This is a genomic window from Lysinibacillus sp. UBA6686 (genome assembly GCF_002455205.1).
GTDB classification, from domain to species: domain Bacteria; phylum Bacillota; class Bacilli; order Bacillales_A; family Planococcaceae; genus Lysinibacillus; species Lysinibacillus pakistanensis.
In genome coordinates this window covers 32,100-51,407 of sequence record NZ_DKJS01000023.1, presented here as the reverse complement: position 1 = coordinate 51,407, position 19,308 = coordinate 32,100, and the positions used below count along the sequence as shown (strand labels likewise).

19 protein-coding genes are annotated in these 19,308 nt (G+C 37.8%); 17 read left to right on the top strand and 2 right to left on the bottom strand.

What is annotated here, in order from left to right:
* Positions 1-120: 120 nt before the first annotated feature.
* Positions 121-369, bottom strand: a complete 249-nt coding sequence (locus tag B2R82_RS06070; RefSeq protein ID WP_054771236.1) for a ferredoxin — start codon at positions 367-369, stop codon at positions 121-123.
* A 107-nt stretch (positions 370-476) separates the two neighbouring features.
* Here B2R82_RS06070 and B2R82_RS06065 point away from each other — a divergent pair, with 107 nt between their 5' ends.
* The 7 genes from B2R82_RS06065 (at position 477) to B2R82_RS06035 (ending at position 7,968) form a co-directional block, all read left to right on the top strand.
* The gene (locus B2R82_RS06065; RefSeq protein ID WP_286924002.1) at positions 477-1,502 is read left to right on the top strand and encodes a helix-turn-helix domain-containing protein; all 1,026 of its coding nucleotides are present in this window, start codon (positions 477-479) and stop codon (positions 1,500-1,502) included.
* Positions 1,503-2,945, top strand: a complete 1,443-nt coding sequence (locus B2R82_RS06060; protein WP_286924001.1) for a RecQ family ATP-dependent DNA helicase — start codon at positions 1,503-1,505, stop codon at positions 2,943-2,945.
* A gap of 85 nt (positions 2,946-3,030) precedes the next feature.
* Entirely contained in the window at positions 3,031-3,783 is a 753-nt protein-coding gene (locus B2R82_RS06055) for a LysM peptidoglycan-binding domain-containing protein (protein WP_286924000.1), read from the top strand.
* A gap of 158 nt (positions 3,784-3,941) precedes the next feature.
* Complete coding sequence (locus tag B2R82_RS06050; protein WP_286923999.1) at positions 3,942-4,697, top strand: metallophosphoesterase; 756 nt, start codon at positions 3,942-3,944, stop codon at positions 4,695-4,697.
* 109 nt (positions 4,698-4,806) lie between these two features.
* Positions 4,807-5,772, top strand: coding sequence for a YpdA family putative bacillithiol disulfide reductase (locus B2R82_RS06045; protein ID WP_286923998.1), 966 nt, complete (start codon positions 4,807-4,809; stop codon positions 5,770-5,772).
* A 74-nt stretch (positions 5,773-5,846) separates the two neighbouring features.
* Positions 5,847-6,422 carry a glycerol-3-phosphate acyltransferase gene (locus tag B2R82_RS06040; RefSeq protein WP_286923997.1) on the top strand — a complete coding sequence of 192 codons (576 nt, stop codon included), beginning with the start codon at positions 5,847-5,849 and terminating at the stop codon, positions 6,420-6,422.
* Positions 6,423-6,426: 4 nt separating this feature from the next.
* Positions 6,427-7,968, top strand: coding sequence for an aminotransferase class V-fold PLP-dependent enzyme (locus tag B2R82_RS06035; RefSeq protein WP_286923996.1), 1,542 nt, complete (start codon positions 6,427-6,429; stop codon positions 7,966-7,968).
* A 27-nt stretch (positions 7,969-7,995) separates the two neighbouring features.
* Here B2R82_RS06035 and B2R82_RS06030 read toward each other — a convergent pair whose 3' ends face one another.
* Positions 7,996-8,964, bottom strand: a complete 969-nt coding sequence (locus tag B2R82_RS06030) for an asparaginase (protein WP_286923995.1) — start codon at positions 8,962-8,964, stop codon at positions 7,996-7,998.
* 313 nt (positions 8,965-9,277) lie between these two features.
* Here B2R82_RS06030 and prsW point away from each other — a divergent pair, with 313 nt between their 5' ends.
* From prsW to B2R82_RS05980, 10 genes are all read left to right on the top strand, one after another.
* Positions 9,278-9,952 (top strand): glutamic-type intramembrane protease PrsW, encoded by a 675-nt coding sequence (gene prsW, locus B2R82_RS06025; protein ID WP_283871515.1) that lies wholly within the window; start codon positions 9,278-9,280, stop codon positions 9,950-9,952.
* A 98-nt stretch (positions 9,953-10,050) separates the two neighbouring features.
* Positions 10,051-10,875: a spore cortex-lytic enzyme gene (gene sleB / locus B2R82_RS06020; protein ID WP_286923994.1), complete on the top strand. Its 825-nt coding sequence runs from the start codon at positions 10,051-10,053 to the stop codon at positions 10,873-10,875.
* A 15-nt stretch (positions 10,876-10,890) separates the two neighbouring features.
* Positions 10,891-12,174, top strand: a complete 1,284-nt coding sequence (locus tag B2R82_RS06015; protein WP_286923993.1) for a PepSY1/2 domain-containing protein — start codon at positions 10,891-10,893, stop codon at positions 12,172-12,174.
* An 84-nt stretch (positions 12,175-12,258) separates the two neighbouring features.
* Entirely contained in the window at positions 12,259-12,918 is a 660-nt protein-coding gene (locus tag B2R82_RS06010) for a flagellar brake protein (RefSeq protein ID WP_286923992.1), read from the top strand.
* Positions 12,919-13,047: 129 nt separating this feature from the next.
* Entirely contained in the window at positions 13,048-13,722 is a 675-nt protein-coding gene (cmk, locus tag B2R82_RS06005) for a (d)CMP kinase (protein ID WP_286923991.1), read from the top strand.
* Between the two features lie 102 nt (positions 13,723-13,824).
* Positions 13,825-14,961 (top strand): 30S ribosomal protein S1, encoded by a 1,137-nt coding sequence (gene rpsA, locus B2R82_RS06000; protein ID WP_286923990.1) that lies wholly within the window; start codon positions 13,825-13,827, stop codon positions 14,959-14,961.
* Positions 14,962-15,565: 604 nt separating this feature from the next.
* Positions 15,566-16,876, top strand: a complete 1,311-nt coding sequence (gene der / locus B2R82_RS05995) for a ribosome biogenesis GTPase Der (RefSeq protein WP_286923989.1) — start codon at positions 15,566-15,568, stop codon at positions 16,874-16,876.
* Between the two features lie 120 nt (positions 16,877-16,996).
* Positions 16,997-18,010 (top strand): NAD(P)H-dependent glycerol-3-phosphate dehydrogenase, encoded by a 1,014-nt coding sequence (locus tag B2R82_RS05990; RefSeq protein ID WP_286923988.1) that lies wholly within the window; start codon positions 16,997-16,999, stop codon positions 18,008-18,010.
* A gap of 201 nt (positions 18,011-18,211) precedes the next feature.
* Positions 18,212-18,424 (top strand): DUF2768 domain-containing protein, encoded by a 213-nt coding sequence (locus tag B2R82_RS05985; protein WP_286923987.1) that lies wholly within the window; start codon positions 18,212-18,214, stop codon positions 18,422-18,424.
* Positions 18,425-18,446: 22 nt separating this feature from the next.
* Positions 18,447-19,238, top strand: coding sequence for a hypothetical protein (locus B2R82_RS05980; protein WP_286923986.1), 792 nt, complete (start codon positions 18,447-18,449; stop codon positions 19,236-19,238).
* Positions 19,239-19,308: the final 70 nt, after the last annotated feature.

Sequence of the window (19,308 nt, the reverse complement as noted above, 5' to 3'; positions counted from 1 at the left end):
CACAATTTTACAAAAAGGTACAAAAAAATTCATCTCTTGTTTAGTTAGAGACGAATTGAAGATTTTAAAAGCGTTTTAAAATAAGAAGGCACCCGGTTTTGGATGCCTTCAACGTTTCATCTATTCGAATTTTAATGCGTCACCTTCGAATGTTTCATCTGCAACTTTAATAGAGTCAGTTGGACACCCTTCGAAAGCATCTTGCATGTCTTCTAATAGATCTTCTGGAACTTCAGCAGTTCCCATGTTATCATCTAAAATAACGAAGGCAATACCTTCATCATCATAATCATAAATGTCTGGTGCTGCGGCTCCGCATGCGCCACAAGCGATGCATGTATCTTTATCAACGATTGTGAATTTAGCCATTATTATTCTCTCCTTTTACAATGTTCCTACAAAGCTTCATTCTCATTTTAAAGATGTTTATCTGACATTTCAACATAAATACTATGAAATTGGAGGAATTTGCGTCTATGTTTCATCAAATTCTATTGCAAATCTTTCAAAAGCTCAATAACGAAAGAACAATTTCTGCTGCTTATCATATATTAAGAGGAAAGCGCTCAGGTCAGACGATACAAGACATTGGGCTATTTCAGCTACATCCTTTCTTTGGGTTATTAGCAAAGCTACCGAGACCAACATTTGATAATGCTGTAAAGTTATTTTCGCAATATAGTTGGTTAGATATGCAGGAATCTGGTCACTATTCCCTGAAAAAGCTCGGTTTACAGCGAGCGGAGCAAACGCCTGCTTTTTTATTTGATGGGTGGCATTATCGAGGAAATGAACATATTTTTTTTGCAAGATTGTCTTTGATTGTACAAAGCCTCTCTTATCAAAATGCTGGAGTACGTTCTTTTTCCCCAATCAGTAGAGATGTAACGATTCAGTCATGGGTTCGCTCATTTTTACTAAAGCATAATTATCAGGATCGGCATTTACAGGAACAATTATTAGTAGAATGCGAAAGAGCGCTTGCAGGATTGCCTCAAGCAGATCCCAATAAACAGCTTGTCCTTTATCGATTAAGCGGTCATAATTTACCAGGATGGACGTGGCAGCAGCTTGCTAGTGAACGTAAGGAAGCCGTTTTAGATAGTCAATTGGCATTTATTGAACTTCTACATACATTATTAAATGAAGTGCATCAAAAGGGGTATCCTTTGCTTAGTGAAATTGCTGAAGGATTAAGGGTAAAGGCATTAATCACGGATTCTGCACAACAAACAGCATATTTATATGAGCAGGGCTATTCCATTGAGCAAATTGTGCAAATAAGAAAACTTAAACAAAGTACCATTGAGGATCATTTAGTAGAATTAGCCATGTATGAACCGAATTTTTCGATTGGTTCTTTCGTCTCTTATGAGGAAGCGGAAAAGGTTTGGCAAGCCTCAAAACAATATCAAACGAAGAAGTTAAAAACATTACATGAAGTAGTTGAAGGCATGAGTTATTTCCAGTTAAAACTTATCCTTGCGAAAGGAGAAGTGTAGATGGATCTTGAACAAGCATTGGCGAAATATTTTGGGTATACAACATTCCGTCCCGGACAAAAGGAGGTCATTGAAGCGATTCTGCAAGAAAAAGATGTGATCGCTCTATTGCCGACTGGAATGGGGAAGTCATTATGCTATCAATTATCGGGCTATATTTTGCAAAAACCAGTACTTATTGTTTCTCCCTTGCTTTCGTTAATGCAAGATCAGGTAGAGGAGCTAAAACGTTTTGGTGAAAAGAGAGTTGTTGCCCTAAACTCTTTTTTAACTATCACTGAAAAACGATATGCCCTGCATTTTTTAGAGCAATATCGTTTTATTTTTACTTCACCAGAAATGCTGCTTCAGCCGCAAGTGCAGGAAAAGCTATCGCAAATAAAGCTAGGTCTTATTGTTGTAGACGAAGCTCATTGTATTTCGCAATGGGGATTTGATTTTCGACCGGATTATTTACGGATAGGCCAATGGTTTTCTCAGGTAAATCGTCCCCCAGTTTTAGCCCTGTCGGCAACTGCAACTGAAAAGGTCGTTAAGGATATATCTAAAACATTGTCGTTAGATAACCCATTTGAATTTATGTACGATGTAGATCGTCCTAATATTCATATAGGGCGTGTTACCTTTGAAGATAAAGCGGATAAAGCGCAGTGGATATTGCAGCATATAAAAAAAACAGCAGGGCCAGGTATCTTATATCTGTCCTCAAGGAAGCGTGCAGAACAATACTGTGAGGTGCTGATTCAAGCAGGTATTCGCACAGCAGCTTATCATGCTGGCCACGGTGCAGAGGATCGTCAGTTTATCCAACAACAATTTATTGATGGTGAACTCGATTGGATTGTGGCGACAAATGCCTTTGGGATGGGGATTAATAAACCAGATATTCGACAGATTATTCATGAAACGATGCCTGCGAATGTAGAAAACTATATGCAGGAAATAGGTCGTGCAGGCCGCGATGGTCAGCCAGCGATTGCCATTTTACTGTATAGTGAAGGTGACGAGGAGCTTGCGAAATTTGTTGTAACAGGAGATTTACCGACTTCTGGTCATGTCGAACGCTATCAAGAATTACTAAATCAACGTCTTCAACCATCCCAAATGCTGAAAAATGGTGAGCTAAGTGAAACGGCCTATCGTGTGCTAAATTTTTGGTTACAACAAGAAAGTGTGGAACAGGTTAAGGCACGATTAAATCAATTGGCAGTAGAAAAATATAGGGCCGTTGATGAAATGAAAAAAGTTACTCAGACAAAAGACTGTATTCGCGCGCAACTAGTCGGGTATTTTGGGCAAAAATTGCAGAAAAAACCGGAAAACTGTTGTGAAAATTGTGGAATCCATTATGATGAAATCAATAAAGTACGCTTGGAGGAAGAAAGGAAAATAGAAATGATTTCATGGGAAAGCCGTTTAAAGCTACTCTTAATGGGTATTTAGGCTACAATTGACGGTCATTTACTTTTTTCGCAAAATTCGTCATAATAGAATGATAGAAAGCGTAGTAAGGTTGGGGGAAAGTCGAATGAGTAAAGAAGATTACCGCGATAAAATTGAAGAGCATCGACAATCATTTGAAGATGAGCAAAAGGATCAACAAAATTTATCAAGAGTTTCAAGAATGAATAAAAATGGAAGTCCTAATAAAAAGCCAAAAAAGACAAAACGGAAAATCCCTTTAATGACGATTCTCTTTGTAATCTTTATCTTAATTCCATTTTCAATTTTAATCTATTTTTTAAAATTTTACGAACCAGGTAAATCGATTGAAGAGGCTGAAAAAAATACTTCTGAACAAGTTTTAGAAATTGATAAATCAGGAAATAAAACGGATGCCACTGGGTCGACTGGCAATAAAAAAGAAGATGATAAAGCGAAAAAGGAAGCGGAGAATCAATCTAAAAAGGACGCTGAAAAATTAGCGGCGGAACAAAAGGCTGCTCAGGAAGCAAAGAAGGCTGAGGAAGCTAGAAAGGCTGAAGAAACTAGAAAGGCCGAGGAAGCTAAAAAAGCTGAGCAAGCTAAACTAGCACAACAGCAAGCAGAGGCAGCAAGAAAAGCGGAAGAGGCAAAAAAGGCGGAACAAGCACGTAAGGCTGAAGAGGCAAAGAATGCTGCAAAAGCAAGTACCCATACAGTGAAGGAAAATGAAAATTTATATCGTATTGCCTTGAATCATTACGGTGATGGAAGTGAAGCTACGCTTGCAAAAATTCGTGCAGCGAATGGCATGTCTTCGAATACAGTAATGGTTGGGCAAGTAATTAAATTACCATAAGAAAAATGGGTGTCATTCTTTGGCAATGAAGTTTTTCTAGTATAAAATAATGGACAAACGTTAACAACAAAAAGGTTGATGCGTTCGTCTGATTTAGTAAAAGGCGATTCTTCATATAAACGAATCGTCTTTTTGCTTTCGTAAGGAGATGTGAGAGAATGATTTATATTGGATTATTGATTTTAATAGTCATCGTGTTCCTGCTCTATATGTTGAAGGTAGCACATGAAAACAATGTCTTACATCATCAATTACCATTAAAGGGTAAACAGGAAAAAATTCGACTATTTTTTATTTCGGATACACATTTACGCAAAATTAATCGCCGTATGATTGAACAATTAGATGACCAGTTTGATGCGGTAATAATTGGTGGAGATTTTGCTGATGGACGTACACCGATTAAACGTATTCATGATAATCTAGAATTACTAACCCCTTTAGGACCGACTTATTTTGTCTGGGGAAATAATGATAGAGAAGTAGGTGAGCAACGGCTACGCGATATATTACAGGAGCATGGTGTTCAAATTATTGCGAATGATGCTGTTCTCTTACCGAAAAAAAATCGTTTTTGGTTAAGTGCGATTGAAGACACATCTACAAAAAAATATAGCTTTGATAAAGCATTTGAAAAAGTTGATGAGAATGATTTAGTTGTATTTATTTCTCATAATCCTGGTGTTTTTGCGAGAGTACGAGCAAAATTTAGAGCGGATTTAATGATTGGAGGACATTTACATGGTGGGCAAATTAGAATTGGTCCTTATGGTGCCCATCCAAATGGCTCTTATCGAGAGCGAGAAGGTGTCATGACGTTAGTGAGTAATGGCTATGGGACAACATTATTACCCTTAAGACTTGGTGCAAAACCGCAGTGTCATATTATTGACATTGAAATTTCGGGTAAATAAACAACCAAATTCTGATAGAAGGCGTATAATGAGAATGGATCTAATTTTTATTATGTAAAAGAGAGGATTAGCACCTTTCGCTAATCGAATTTGATAGGAGTGTCAAGAAATGCAGCAAGCAGATGCCATAATTGTTGGAGGCGGCCCATGTGGTTTAGCAGCAGCAATAGCTTTGCAAAATATTGGATTACAGCCAATTGTGATTGAAAAGGGGAATATTGTAAATTCGATTTACAATTATCCTACACATCAAACTTTTTTTAGTACAAGTGAACGTCTAGCTATCGGAGATGTACCTTTTATTATTGAAGGACGCAAGCCAAAACGAAATCAAGCACTTGTGTATTATCGAGAAGTTGTGCGTTTGAAAAATATTCAGGTAAATCGCTTTGAAAAAGTAAATAGCGTGAAGAAAAATGATGCTTTATTTACAGTAACAACAGATAAAGAAGTATATGAAACGCCCTATGTCGTGATAGCAACTGGCTATTATGACCATCCTAATTATTTAAAGATAAAGGGAGAACAATTACCGAAAGTCTTCCATTATTTTAAAGAAGGACATGAATTTTTTGATACAGATGTATTAGTGATAGGTGGAAAAAATTCAGCGGTGGATGCAGCGCTTGAGCTAAATAAAGCTGGTGCTCGAGTGACGGTAGTTTATCGTGGCAATGAGTATTCACCTAGCATCAAACCATGGGTATTACCAGAATTTGATGGGGTAGTACGAAATGGAGAAGTGAAGATGCACTTCAATACAAATGTGCTAGAAATTCGTGAGCATGAGGTGGTTTTAGAGATAGATGGACAAGAAGAAGTTTTACAAAATGATTTTGTATTTGCAATGACTGGCTATCATCCAGATCATTCGTTTATTCGTGCTATGGGTGTAACTATTGATGATGAAACGGGGCGTCCGTTTATTACACCAGAGACGATGGAGACGAATATAGAGGGTTTGTTTATTGCTGGTGTGATTGCAGCAGGAAATAATGCCAATGAGATCTTTATCGAGAATGGCCGCTTCCATGGCGATTGTATTGCACAAACTATTGCTAAAAGAACAAAATAAATGAAAGCTGTATAGGCATGTGGCTTATACAGCTTTTTTTAAGTAAATGAAGGTGAAAGCAACGTGAAAAATGAATGGAGGGTGCGCATTTGAGTGGGGTGTACTGGCTCTTAAGTTATATAATAGGAAACTTTATGACGGCTTTTTTCGTTGGAAAAGCATATGGGGTTAACCTTCAAGATGAAAGAAGTAAAAACTTGGGAGCCCGTAATGCAGGGAGTGTAATTGGCAAAGCTGCATTCGTTTGGACATTTTTTGGCGACTCACTGAAGGGTGTAGCAGTCGTTCTTTTGGGACGTATATGGCACCTTGAAGAGTGGGTTATAAATGTGGGAGCTACCTGTGTTATTTTTGGTCATTTATTCCCTGTTTGGTTGAAATTTAACGGTGGAAAAGGCGTAGCTACATTTGTTGGAGTTGGACTTGCCCTTTCAACAGGTCTATTTTTTTGGATGATCTTAGGAAGCGCACTTGTGTTTGGTCTTACTAGAAGTCTTACTCTAGGTATGGTTGGTGGCTTTGTTTTATATAGTGTGGCTCTTATCCAAACAGGAAATTTTCAGCTATACATACCGATACTCATAGCAATGCTTTGTATGCTAATCAAGCATATGCCAAATATCAAGGAAACATTAGAAAAAAGGAAGTGACAAGATGTACTGGTGCAAAATAGCGCAAACTGATAAAGAGTTTGAAGCGATTGCTCGTTTGAATTATGAAACCTTTGTGGAGGAAATTCCGCAGCATAAGCCTAATCCTACAAAAAAGAAGATCGATCGCTTTCATCAGGAAAATACATATCTCGTTGTCTATAAAGGAATTGAATTAATTGGAATGATAGCCTTTCGAGATCAGCGACCATTTTCCATTGATGAAAAGATTGGAAAGGTGGAACAATATTTATCACAAGAACAATGTGCCAAGCTTTGCGAAATTCGTTTACTTGCTGTAAAGAAGGCTTATCGAACAGGGCGAGTTCTTTTAAGATTATCACAAGCGTTGAATGCCTTTGCCTATGAAAAGGGGTATACGGCAGCTGTCATTTCTGGCACAACTCGTGAAGAGAAGCTTTATAAGCAAATAGGATTCAAGCAATTTGCCCCTGCTATCGGTACGAAGGATGCTATGTTTTTGCCAATGTTATTAACTAGACAGCAATTTGAACAGTCCTTCCAGCATAGACTTGTAACGGGAGGTCATACATTTTATCCAGGTCCAGTAAAGCAGAGGGTGGCGATAGAATATTCAGATTTATCCCATCGTACTGCTACATTTGGATCCCTTTATGGACGTGTGACTTCTAAGCTACTACAACTATCGGAGGCTCACCATGTTGCCCTTGTTGTTGGGACTGGTACGTTAGCAAATGAAGTAATGCTTGGGCAAATAAAGGCACAGCAATTAGGACAAGGCATTATTTTAACAAATGGAGAATTTGGGGAACGTTTACGTAAGCAGGCAGAGCGTTGGGCATTGGATTTTAATGTTGTAGAGCAGAGATGGGGGCAAGCTTTTGATTTTGTGAGTATAGATACAATGCTACAAAAGGGAAGTTATCAGTGGTTGCTTGCTGTGCATGGTGAAACCTCAACAGGCACTTGTAATAACTTAGAGCAGCTTGTGCAGCTAACAAAACGCAACAATATGAAGCTCTGCGTTGATTGTATTAGTACTTTTGGCGCATTGCCATTCTCTTTAAAGGATTGTTATCTAGCAACAGCTGTGAGTGGTAAGGCAATAGGTGCATTAAGCGGTCTAGCATTTGTCTTTTCACAAAAGCTTGCGAAACCATCAACTTCAATACCAGCTTATATGGATTTAGCGAACTATCAGCAAGGAGCCATTCCATTCACATTACCTGCGAGCCTGGTTAGAAATGTAGAGGTGGCACTTCAGGCATATCCAGCCCGCTATGAACTGCTACAGCAGCGCTTTGATACTCTACTGCAGCTACCGTTCATGCACTATAAACTATTAACAACCTATTATCCGATGCTCATCACGTTAAAATGTCCAAAGGCTCTGTCTCAATTACATACGGATTTAACATTAAATCAACTATTTGTCCATGGAGACAGCCGTTATTTACGTGAAAATAATTTCATTCAGCTATCAGTAATACAACCAGATTTTGAACAAGCTATTGTTCGTCTCCAAGAGATTTTGTGCTACTATCAACAGATTGTTGAAGCATAAGATGCTAGGAGAAGGGAATATATTGTTTTACATGAAAAAATCCTTTAAATGAAGTGGAGTACCTGATTTATTGAGCCCTATTAATAATTTTAAACGTGCCTTTTGGCCATTAATACCAGTGGCAAATATTGCACCTAGGTCTTCCAGCATTTTGCCGCCGCCTACATAGCCATAGACACCTTCTGCAATACCGTTAAAACAACGGGAAACGAGTACAACAGGAATACCACGTTCTATTAAACTCTCAATTCCTTTTACAACGGTTGGGGGTACATTGCCCTGTCCAAGTCCTTCTAATACTACGCCATCATATTTACATGCGAGGACAACATCAAGTAAATCGACTTCCATGCCTGCATAGACTTTCAGCATGGCCACTCGTTTTGATAATTCTTTTATGTCAACATATTGCCGGCGGATAGGAGCGTGATGAAATAATATTCTTGATTTTGTAATAAGTCCGATGGGTCCATATTGAGGAGATTGGAAGGTGTTGACTGAACTAGTGCTTGTCTTTGTTGTATTGACAGCAAGATGGACCTCGTCATTCATGACAACAAGCACACCTTTTTCACGCGCTTCTTCATCTACCGCAACACGAACTGCCTCCATTAAATTATATATACCATCTGCTCCAAGTTCATTGGAGGAACGCATTGCACCCGTTAAAACAATAGGAATTGATAAATCCGTTGTTAGCTCTAAAAAATAAGCTGTTTCCTCTAATGTATCTGTTCCATGTGTGATAACAACGCCATCAATTTTTTCCTCTGAAACTTTATCAATTATTAGATTGCGTAACATTAGCATTTCTTTTGGCGTGATATGTGGTGATGGAAGGTTAAAGGCTTCCATTTCAATAATAGTTGCTAATGAGTCGAGCTTGCTACTTTCTTGCATAAGAGGATTTTCCTTATTTGGCATAACAGCACCTTCGTCACTCATAGCCATAGAAATTGTGCCACCTGTATGAATTAATAAAATTGTTTTTTTCATAAAAATAATAGCTCCTTTTAAAAAATTTTGTCATTACATGGTATAATAATAGCAGTTTAACTTTAGTTAAAAGCTATTTTTTTGTCGAAAATGAAAGGTTAATGTCGTAGGTATTTTTCATCTTAGATTTACAAATATATTTTCTCAATAAAAGGTATTTACAGACATATAAAGATTAACATCCTATATCAGCGTTAATGTGCTGTCCCAAAGCCTTAAAAGGATGTCATGCTTTATTAAATTATGCTAACATAATTTTAAAACTGAACACAATTATGTCAATGCGAAATTGATGTTGAAAGGAGCCGGCAACATGATCATTTTATTATCAGCTGCCATTGCTCCCGGTCTAGCGCTTTTTAGTTATTTCTATTTGCGCAATCAGATGGCAACGGAGCCAAGAAAAACCTTACTTCAAACGTTTTTGTATGGTGCATTTTTAACATTTCCTATCTTGTTTTTACAATATGTCTTAACAGAGGAAGGGGTTTTTCAATATCTTTATCTACAGGATGTTATATTTTCTAGTGTAGTTGAAGAATTTTTTAAATGGTTTGTGCTTTTAATTGCAATCTATAATCATGTTGAATTTGATGATCCCTATGATGGCATACTGTATGGTGCAAGTGTATCTCTTGGCTTTGCAACGGTTGAAAATATATTATATTTATTTTCATTCGGTTTAGATACAGCATTTATGCGAGCTTTATTACCTGTATCAAGTCATGCCTTGTTTGGTGTCGTAATGGGCTATTATTATGGACGTGCCAAGTTCTCGAAGCTTGCAAAGACGAATGAAATGATTGCTATGGCGCTTTGTGCACCGGTAGTATTACACATTTTATATAATACAATTTTATCATTTAAAGGTTACTGGGTATATTTAATGATACCGTTTATGCTATTTTTATGGTGGTTTGGACTAAGGAAAGTAAAACTCGCTCACTATCACCTTGTGCAACACTTGCATATGCATAAAAAAATATAAAGCGTAGAAATCAATAAAAGATTTCTGCGCTTTTTCTATTTTTAAAATGTATAAATTGAGTCGTTTGTTTCAAGCTATTAAAAAAAGGAGTGATAATCATGCGTTTAATAAGCATAGTTTTTGCCTTGGTACTAGCGATCAGTATATTTACGATTCCGCAAAATGACGCGATAGCATTTACTGAGCAGCAGATTACCCGTGGTGCTTATGGAGATGACGTCATTGAGTTGCAAGCAAGGCTACAATACTTAGGATTTTATAAAAGTAAAATTGATGGAAAATTTGGTTATAACACATATTGGGCTTTGCGAAATTTTCAAGAAAAATATGGCTTACCAGTAGATGGAATAGCTGGCGCTAAAACGAAAAAAACATTGTCTGGATATTCTGATTACGATGAAGGATGGGTAAAAGCCCAATTAAATGCAGGAAATCAATTTACCTATTATGGCGGCATACCACTAGAACAGCAGGTTAAGAATACTACTGGCAGCAGTGGCGGTGGTGGCGGTAAAAGCAGTGGTAGCAGTAATAATAATGGGACTAAAACACAAGTTCCTCCAAAGTATACAGAGAGAGATTTACAGCTAATGGCGAATGCAGTTTATGGTGAAGCAAGGGGAGAGCCTTATGAGGGACAGGTAGCAGTAGCAGCCGTTATTTTAAATCGTTTGGAGAGTCCTGAATTTCCAAATACGATTTCTGGTATCATATTCCAACCTTTAGCATTTACAGCAGTGGCGGATGGACAAATTTGGCTTGAGCCAAACCAGCGAGCAAAAGAGGCAGTCATTGATGCTATGAATGGCTGGGACCCTTCAGAAAATGCACTTTATTATTTTAACCCGAAAACAGCTACAAGTAAGTGGATTTGGTCACGACCTCAAATTAAACAAATTGGAGAACACATTTTCTGTTCATAGAAAGGAGGAAAATAAATGAGAACCATGCTGGCTATACTTACAGCAGCCGTTATTGGCTTAGGTGCTTACAGCATACATTTACATGGTGAAAAGGCAAGTTTACAACGTACCGTGCTTGCCCAGTATACAGATAAATTAACAGATGCTTCTGAGAAATTATCGCATTTACAACGAGCAGTTTCACAATCATTACTGTTTCAGAATGACCAAGCAATTCACAATGAATTAGATTCCGTTTGGCGATTAAGCTCTGATGTTCGATCGTCCATATCAAATATTCCGATCGGACATGAACTTTCTAATCAATGGCTAAGTTACCTAGGACGTCTAGGAGATGAAGCAAAGAAAACAGCTAAAACGGGTGATTACCAAGCGTGGCGTGAAAAAATGCCGAAAATCTCTACAAATTTACAATCACTCTCGGATGAATGGTCAGCGGCAACAGTCGATTTTTATAAAAATAACGGTAAAATGGATGTCTGGCTGAGACAAGTAGATCAAAAAAATCCAAATACAACATTTGATAATGTTCAAAAGACTCTAAAGGACTACAGTGAAAAGGATTTCCCACTGACATTAAGTGAATCCGATTGGCAGAAAAAAATCGAGCTAAAAGCATTACAGGATTCGGTTATTACGGAAAAAGAGGCATTAGAAAAAGTGAAGAATATGTTCCCTATCATTAAGGATGCCACATTTACAGTGACGAGAAGCAGTGATACAGCACCATATCCGTTTTATCATATCCAATTCCACCAAGGTATTCGTCTAGGATATGTGGATCTTACCGAAAAGGGTGGACATTTATTATCCTATTTAGTTGAGCGACCTGTAGATGAAGCAAGGCTTTCACAAGAAGAGATAATGAACAAAGCTGAGGAACATTTAAAACGACTTGGTATAAATGATGTGGCATTTGTAGAATCTCGTGAAAACCATCAAGCATGGCATGTCACATTTGCACGTGTGCACCCTGGCGATAAAGCAATCATTTATGCAGATGGTATTCAGTTAAAGCTAGCGAAGGATACTGGAGAATTGCTTGGCGCAAATGCAATGGAATATATACAGGAAGAGACAATTAAACAACAAACTGCAAAACCAATTGACTGGAAAACTTTCTTTGACAAGGATGTTAAAGTGGAGGAAGTAAAAAATATTTATACAGATAACGGTCAATTTGAACAGCGCCTTTGTTATGAAGTGATTGCAGTAAGAGATGGTCAATCACCTGAAACCTTTAGGATTGTCATTGATGCTGAAAATCACAATGTATTAAAGGTGGAATATTTAACTTAATCCAAGAAAAAACTACCAGTTCATATAGCCAAAATGAGCATCTCATGCGATAATGAAATTATATTTTTGTTCGGGGAGATGCTCATGGAAATAAAAATTGGTACACTTTTACAACTTGAACCTACTTATACAGAGCGTGTTGAAAAATTCCGCTGTAAAGTTGTAGAACAAAAAGATAATATTCTTTATATTGATTATCCAATAAATATTGCAACAAAGAAAACAGCATTTTTAATAGATGGCTCTGAATTTAGAGCAACTTTTCGCACCGAAGACAAACAATCCTTTGCTTTTAATACAGAAGTGATTGGGCGTAAAGCTGGCAACATACCAATGATTATGTTGCATTGTCCAAAGGCAGAAGAATTTATCAAAATTCAACGTCGTGAATATGTACGTGTGGAAACGCCTGTAGATGTGGCAATACAGTTTAAGGATTATAAATATCAGCTTGTAACAACAGACATTAGTGCTGGTGGTTTAGCAGTTATGTTAAAAGGTGAAGTGGCTTTCAAAGATGATGATGAGGTGAAGCTCACAATCGTATTACCATACGCCAATGGGGATGTAAAATATGTCATTACCGAAGCAACTATTGTGCGAATTTTTGAAAAAGATGACAAAACCATTGCAACAATTCGGTTAATTGATACAGATGATGTTGATCAGCAGCATATTGTACGTTTCTGTTTTGAACGTCAACTAGTCAATCGTCGTAAAGAATTAAATCCCTTTGACCTTTGAAATGTGAGTGACAAACATTGTGAAATTTAAGTGGCGTACTAATTGTCACGATTAAGAAAAGCCCTCTGTGAGTTAGAGGGTTTTTTTATCTTTATATGTTACAATATGGTGTGATAGAAAGTAGGGGAAATGATGAAAAATATTCAAATTGCGATTGATGGCCCTGCTGGTGCAGGAAAAAGTACAATCGCTAAAATAGTTGCAGAAACTCTTGGATTTACCTATATCGATACAGGTGCTATGTATCGTGCAGTTACGTATAAAGCCATGCAACAGAACATACATTTAGATGATGAAACAAAATTAGCAGAAATGCTAGCAGCTAGCACAATCGAATTAAAGCCATCTCCGCAAGGGCAGCTGGTGTTTTTGGATGGTAATAATGTTTCAGCGGAAATCCGATCAAATGAGGTAACTTCCTCTGTGTCACAAGTAGCCGCTCATGCAAAGGTTCGAGAACTGCTAGTAGCACAGCAACAAAAACTGGCTGCTAATGGTGGTGTTGTAATGGATGGGCGTGATATTGCTACACATGTATTAAAAAATGCGGAATTAAAAATCTTTATGTCTGCTACAGTAGAGGAGCGAGCAAGACGCCGTTTAATTGACAATCAAAAACGAGGGATAGCGTCTTCCATTGAAAAGCTTCAGGAAGAAATTGCTCTGCGCGACAAAATGGATAGTGAACGGGAAGCATCTCCACTTATTCAAGCAGAGGATGCTATATTTTTAGATACGACATCATTGTCCATTGATGATGCAGCACAAGCTATTTTAAGATTAGCGCAAGAAAAAATGGTATAAATCCTAAAATTTCAGACATTTTTTGAATTTAAAGGATTTATTTTTGTCTTTGTCTTCAATATCGAATAAAATAGTAAGGGAAGATGCGAAGGAGGGTTACATATGTCTGAAGAAATGAACTATGCAGAACAAACGTTTAACGAAGGTGATATCGTCAAAGGTATTGCTGAGCAGGTTGATGAAAAAGCGGTAACTGTTTCAATTCCAGGAGCACCGTTTGATGGTATCGTACCAATCAGTGAATTATCAAGCTTACACATTGAAAAAGCGTCTGATGTTATCTCTGCTGGAGATGAATTAGAGTTGATGATCACAAAGGTTGAAGAAGAGAACTATGTCTTATCAAAACGTAAAGTAGATGCTTTAAAAGCATGGGATACACTTGAGCAACAATTCGCCGCTGAAGAAGTATTTGAAGCGGAAGTTAAAGATATTGTTAAAGGTGGTCTTGTCGTAGATTTAGGTGTACGTGGCTTCGTACCAGCTTCACTTGTAGAAGATTACTTTGTCGATGATTTTGAAGGCTATAAAGGCAAGACACTAAGCTTTAAAATTGTCGAGCTGGATAAGGAAAAAAATCGTTTAATTTTATCACACCGTGCTGTGGTAGAAGCAGAAAAAGCTTCGCAAAAGAAACAAGTCATTAACGAAATTCAAGCAGGCGATGTATTAAACGGAAAAGTTCAACGAATTGCATCATTTGGAGCATTCATTGATCTTGGAGGTATTGATGGCCTTGTGCATATTTCACAAGTGTCGCATGAGCATGTAAGCGATGTGAGTGAGGTTTTATCAGAGGGACAAGAAGTAACGGTAAAAGTTCTTTCTGTTGATCCAGAAAATGAGCGTATTTCGCTGTCCATTAAGGAAACACTTCCTGGACCTTGGTCGAATATCGAGGAGCGTGCAGCTAAAGGAACGGTATTAGATGGTAGAGTAAAACGCCTAACATCATTTGGTGCGTTTGTGGAGGTTTTCCCGGGCGTAGAAGGGTTAGTGCATATTTCGCAAATCGCCCATAAGCATATTAATACACCTCATGAAGCCTTAAAGGAAGGACAAGAGGTACAAGTAAAAGTGCTTGACGTCAATGGTGAGGAAGGTCGCCTAGCTCTAAGCATTAAAGATTTACTTGAAAATCCTGAGGCAGAAGAAGTAATCGACTATGAATTACCAGAAGAAAACACAGGCTTCTCTTTCGGTGATGTCATTGGTGATAAATTAAAAAACTTTAAATAAACAAGTTGAGCGAGGATGCATGTTGTATCCTCGCTTTTTTTATGGGATTTCTGATAGAAAAGTTTTTAAGTGGTGGATAAAACGCAGAAAGTAGCGGATAAAACTCTCGAAGTGAAGGATAGCACGTTGAAAGTAGCGGATAGAAGCTTCAAAGTGAAGGATATGATTAAAAGTAGCGGATAAAACTCTCGAAGCGAAGGAAAGCACGAAGAAAGTAGCGGATAGAAACTTCGAAGAGAAGGATAGAATTTAAAGAGCGGATAGAACTCTCGAAGCGAAGGAAAGCACGAAGAAAGTAGCGGATAGAAGCTTCAAAGTGAAGGATAGCATGCTAAAAGTAGCGGATAGAAGCTTCAAAGAGAAGGATAGGATTTAAAATAGCGGATAGAACTCCTAAAGTGCAGGATAGAACCTTCGAAACGATGGATAGAATTCATAAAGTATAGGATGGGATCTACAATTTGACAGAGTTATCCCGTGTAAAATAAATCGAATGAGACGTTATAGCGATACATAGCGCTCTATTTAATGGATATGATATGATATAATGGCATTTTTCGTGTATAATAGCGAAAGACAAGAAGTTTGGAAGGATGAAGTACAGATGACGAAACCAGTAGTAGCCATCGTAGGTCGTCCGAACGTAGGTAAGTCGACGATTTTTAATCGTATCGTTGGGGAACGTGTTTCGATTGTGGAGGATATCCCAGGGGTTACACGTGACCGTATTTATAGTTCGGCAGAGTGGTTAACACATGACTTTAATATTATTGATACAGGTGGTATCGAGATAGGAGACGAGCCGTTTTTAGAGCAAATTCGTCAACAGGCTGAAATTGCGATTGAAGAAGCTGATGTTATTATTTTTATGACAAACGGTCGTGAGGGTGTAACAGCTGCAGACGAACAAGTGGCTAAAATTTTATACAAAACAAAGAAACCAGTCGTTTTAGCAGTGAATAAAATCGATAATCCGGATATGCGCGAGATGATCTATGATTTCTATGCACTTGGCTTTGGTGAGCCTTGGCCGATTTCAGGTTCTCATGGCTTAGGCTTAGGGGATTTATTAGATGAATGTGCTAAACATTTCCCAAAAGAGGATGAAGAGCAATATGGGGATGATGTTATTAAATTCTCGCTTATTGGTCGTCCTAATGTAGGGAAATCCTCGTTAGTGAATGCATTTTTAGGACAGGAACGTGTTATAGTTAGTAATATTGCTGGTACAACGCGCGATGCAATTGATACTCCGTATGAGTACGATGGACAAGAATATGTCATTATTGATACAGCAGGTATGCGTAAAAAGGGGAAGGTCTATGAAACGACTGAGAAATATTCAGTGTTGCGTGCCCTACGTGCCATTGAACGCTCCGATGTTGTGCTAGTTGTGCTAAACGCTGAAGAGGGTATTCAAGAGCAGGACAAAAAAATTGCTGGCTATGCACATGAGGCAGGGAAAGCTGTTGTCATTGTTGTGAATAAATGGGACGCGATTGAAAAAGATGAGAAAACAATGAACGTCTTTACACAACAAATTCGAGAGCACTTCTTATTCTTAGACTATGCACCGATTATTTTTGTATCAGCAAATACCAAACAACGGGTACATCAAATTTTACCGATTATTCAGCGTGTAAGCGAAAATCATTCAATGCGCATTCAATCATCCATTTTAAACGAAGTAATTGAAGATGCTGTGGCACGTAATCCAGCGCCGACTGATAAAGGTCGTCGATTACGTATTTACTATGCAACACAGGTTGCGATACAGCCACCAACGTTTGTGATTTTTGTAAATGAACCTGAATTGATGCATTTCTCTTATGAACGTTTTTTAGAAAATCGTATTCGAGAAACATTTGATTTTGAAGGGACGCCAATACGTTTAATTACTCGTGCTCGTGCCTAGGAAAATGATACACAGACAGTACGCCTATCCGACGTTTTTTGTTGGATGGCGTCTTTTTACAAAAAAGGTCAAGCATCATTGAAAACCTATTACAGGCGCTATGAAAAGGGAGGATTTTGAATGGAAAAAGTTTGTGTGTTAGGTGCAGGCTCATGGGGAACTGCATTAGCAATGGTACTTGCAGAGAATGGACATGATACACTTGTCTGGACTCATCGAGCTGATCAAGCTGAAGAAATAAACAGCCTGCATACGAATAAAAAGTATTTACCAGAAACAATATTACCAATAAATTTGCATGCTACAAGTGATATTGCTCAGGCAGTTGCTCATTCAGAAATAATTATTGTTGCTGTACCAACAAAGGCCATTCGAGAAGTGTGTGAAAAAATGGTAGTATCTCTCGATAAAAAAATCCTATTTGTTCATGTTTCAAAGGGAATAGAGCCAGATTCACTAAAAAGAATTTCAGAAATTCTAGCAGAGAGTCTCCCAGCTGAATTTATAGAGGAAATTGTAGTGCTTTCTGGTCCGAGCCATGCGGAGGAGGTTGTCTTACATCATCCAACAACCGTGACAGCGGCCTGCGCTAATATTGAGGCTGCTGAAAAAGTACAGGACCTATTTATGAATCAATTTTTCCGTGTTTACACAAATGAAGATGTTATCGGCGTAGAAATTGGTGGCGCACTAAAAAATGTTATTGCATTAGCTGCTGGAATTACAGATGGCTTAAATTATGGTGATAATGCTAAAGCAGCTTTGATTACTCGAGGATTAGCCGAAATTACACGTCTTGGTGTTAAAATGGGAGGGAATCCTTTTACATTCGCAGGACTAACAGGTATGGGTGATTTGATTGTAACATGTACAAGTGTACATTCTCGAAATTGGCGTGCAGGTCATCTGCTTGGAAAAGGGATGAAGCTACAAGAGGTCCTTGATCAAATGGGTATGGTGGTAGAAGGTGTGCGTACGACGAAGGCAGCCTTTCAATTAGCAGAAAAATATAATGTCGCTATGCCAATATCAACAGAGCTTTATAGTGTGCTCTTTAATGATGTAGAACCGAAAATAGCTGTTGATGCATTAATGATGCGTATGAAAAAGCGAGAAATTGATGAGATTTCATAGATTCAATCGTTGATTAGTTTTGTCATAATATGGACATAAATAAGGTGTTCTAGCGGTAATGCTGGGACACTTTTATTGTATACCTATTAAAAGGTTGTCCATTTGATGATAGTTACTGGACAACTATTTCTTTTTAGCGAAAGCACATAGTATAATATTCTTTGATTGTTTTGTGACATTGAAGAAAGGTGGTTGTCTTAAATGGGTCCGTTAGCACATATGCCTGCTCTAGACGTAATGTGGGTATCGTTTTATTGTATCGGCTTTATGATTATCTCAGTCGGTTTAATTTATTTAGCGCGAAATAAGATTTCAAATGTTTTTTTACGTACAATCGTAAATTTATCAGCATACATATTGTTTGGGCTTGGTACTTTCTTAATGGTACTGATTGTTGCCACATGGCCAGCATAAAAATTAATGAGGTGGAAGTGACATGAAGAAATTAAGTGCTATTGTAATGGTACTTGCAACCGCGATATTTCTAGTAGGGTGTGTAACTCCTGAAGATGAGAAGAGGGCTAAAGTAGTCCCTGATGTAGACCAATTAGCAGCGGTTCAGCGGGCGGTGGATGAATATCGTGAAGCCACTGGTGGGCTAGTTCCTATTAAAAATAGTGAGCTAGATACTGATATTTATATAAAATATTTAATTGATTTTGAGAAGCTTATGCCGAAACATCTTGCCCAAATACCTGGGAATGCCTATGAAAAAGGTGGTATTTTCCAATATATTATTTGGGATCCTGAGAATAAGGCACAAGTTAAATTAGTTGATTTAAATGCAGCGGAGCGTATCCGTGAAATTAATATTCGTAAATTGTCAACCCAATATTTACCGATAAAAGGAAACACTGCAGATAATGTGTTCCAAATTGACTTTGAGAAATTAGGCTATAAAAAAGATGTTACTGTCAAAAGTCCTTATTCTGGTGCCGAATTACCTTTATTTATGACAGGTGATGGTGAAATACATGTCGACTACTCAATTGATTTAGGCCAATTGCTAAAAGGAGACAATCCTGATGTGAAACCAGGAGAAGATATCCGTCAGCTACTTATTGATAAATATCCAGTGGTACCAGCATATTCTGTGCCATATACAGTCGATGAAAATGGCGAACCAACCTATTTTATGGAAGCCTATGATAGTGATGCAAAAAAAGCTAGAGAAAAAGCGATAGAAAAGGCAAAGAAAGAGGCCGAATCTCAAACGAATAAAAAATAGTGCTCATAAGCTCCTTACATTTGTAGGGGGCTTTTTCATATTTGTCTGAGGACTTGCATATAGTGAAAAA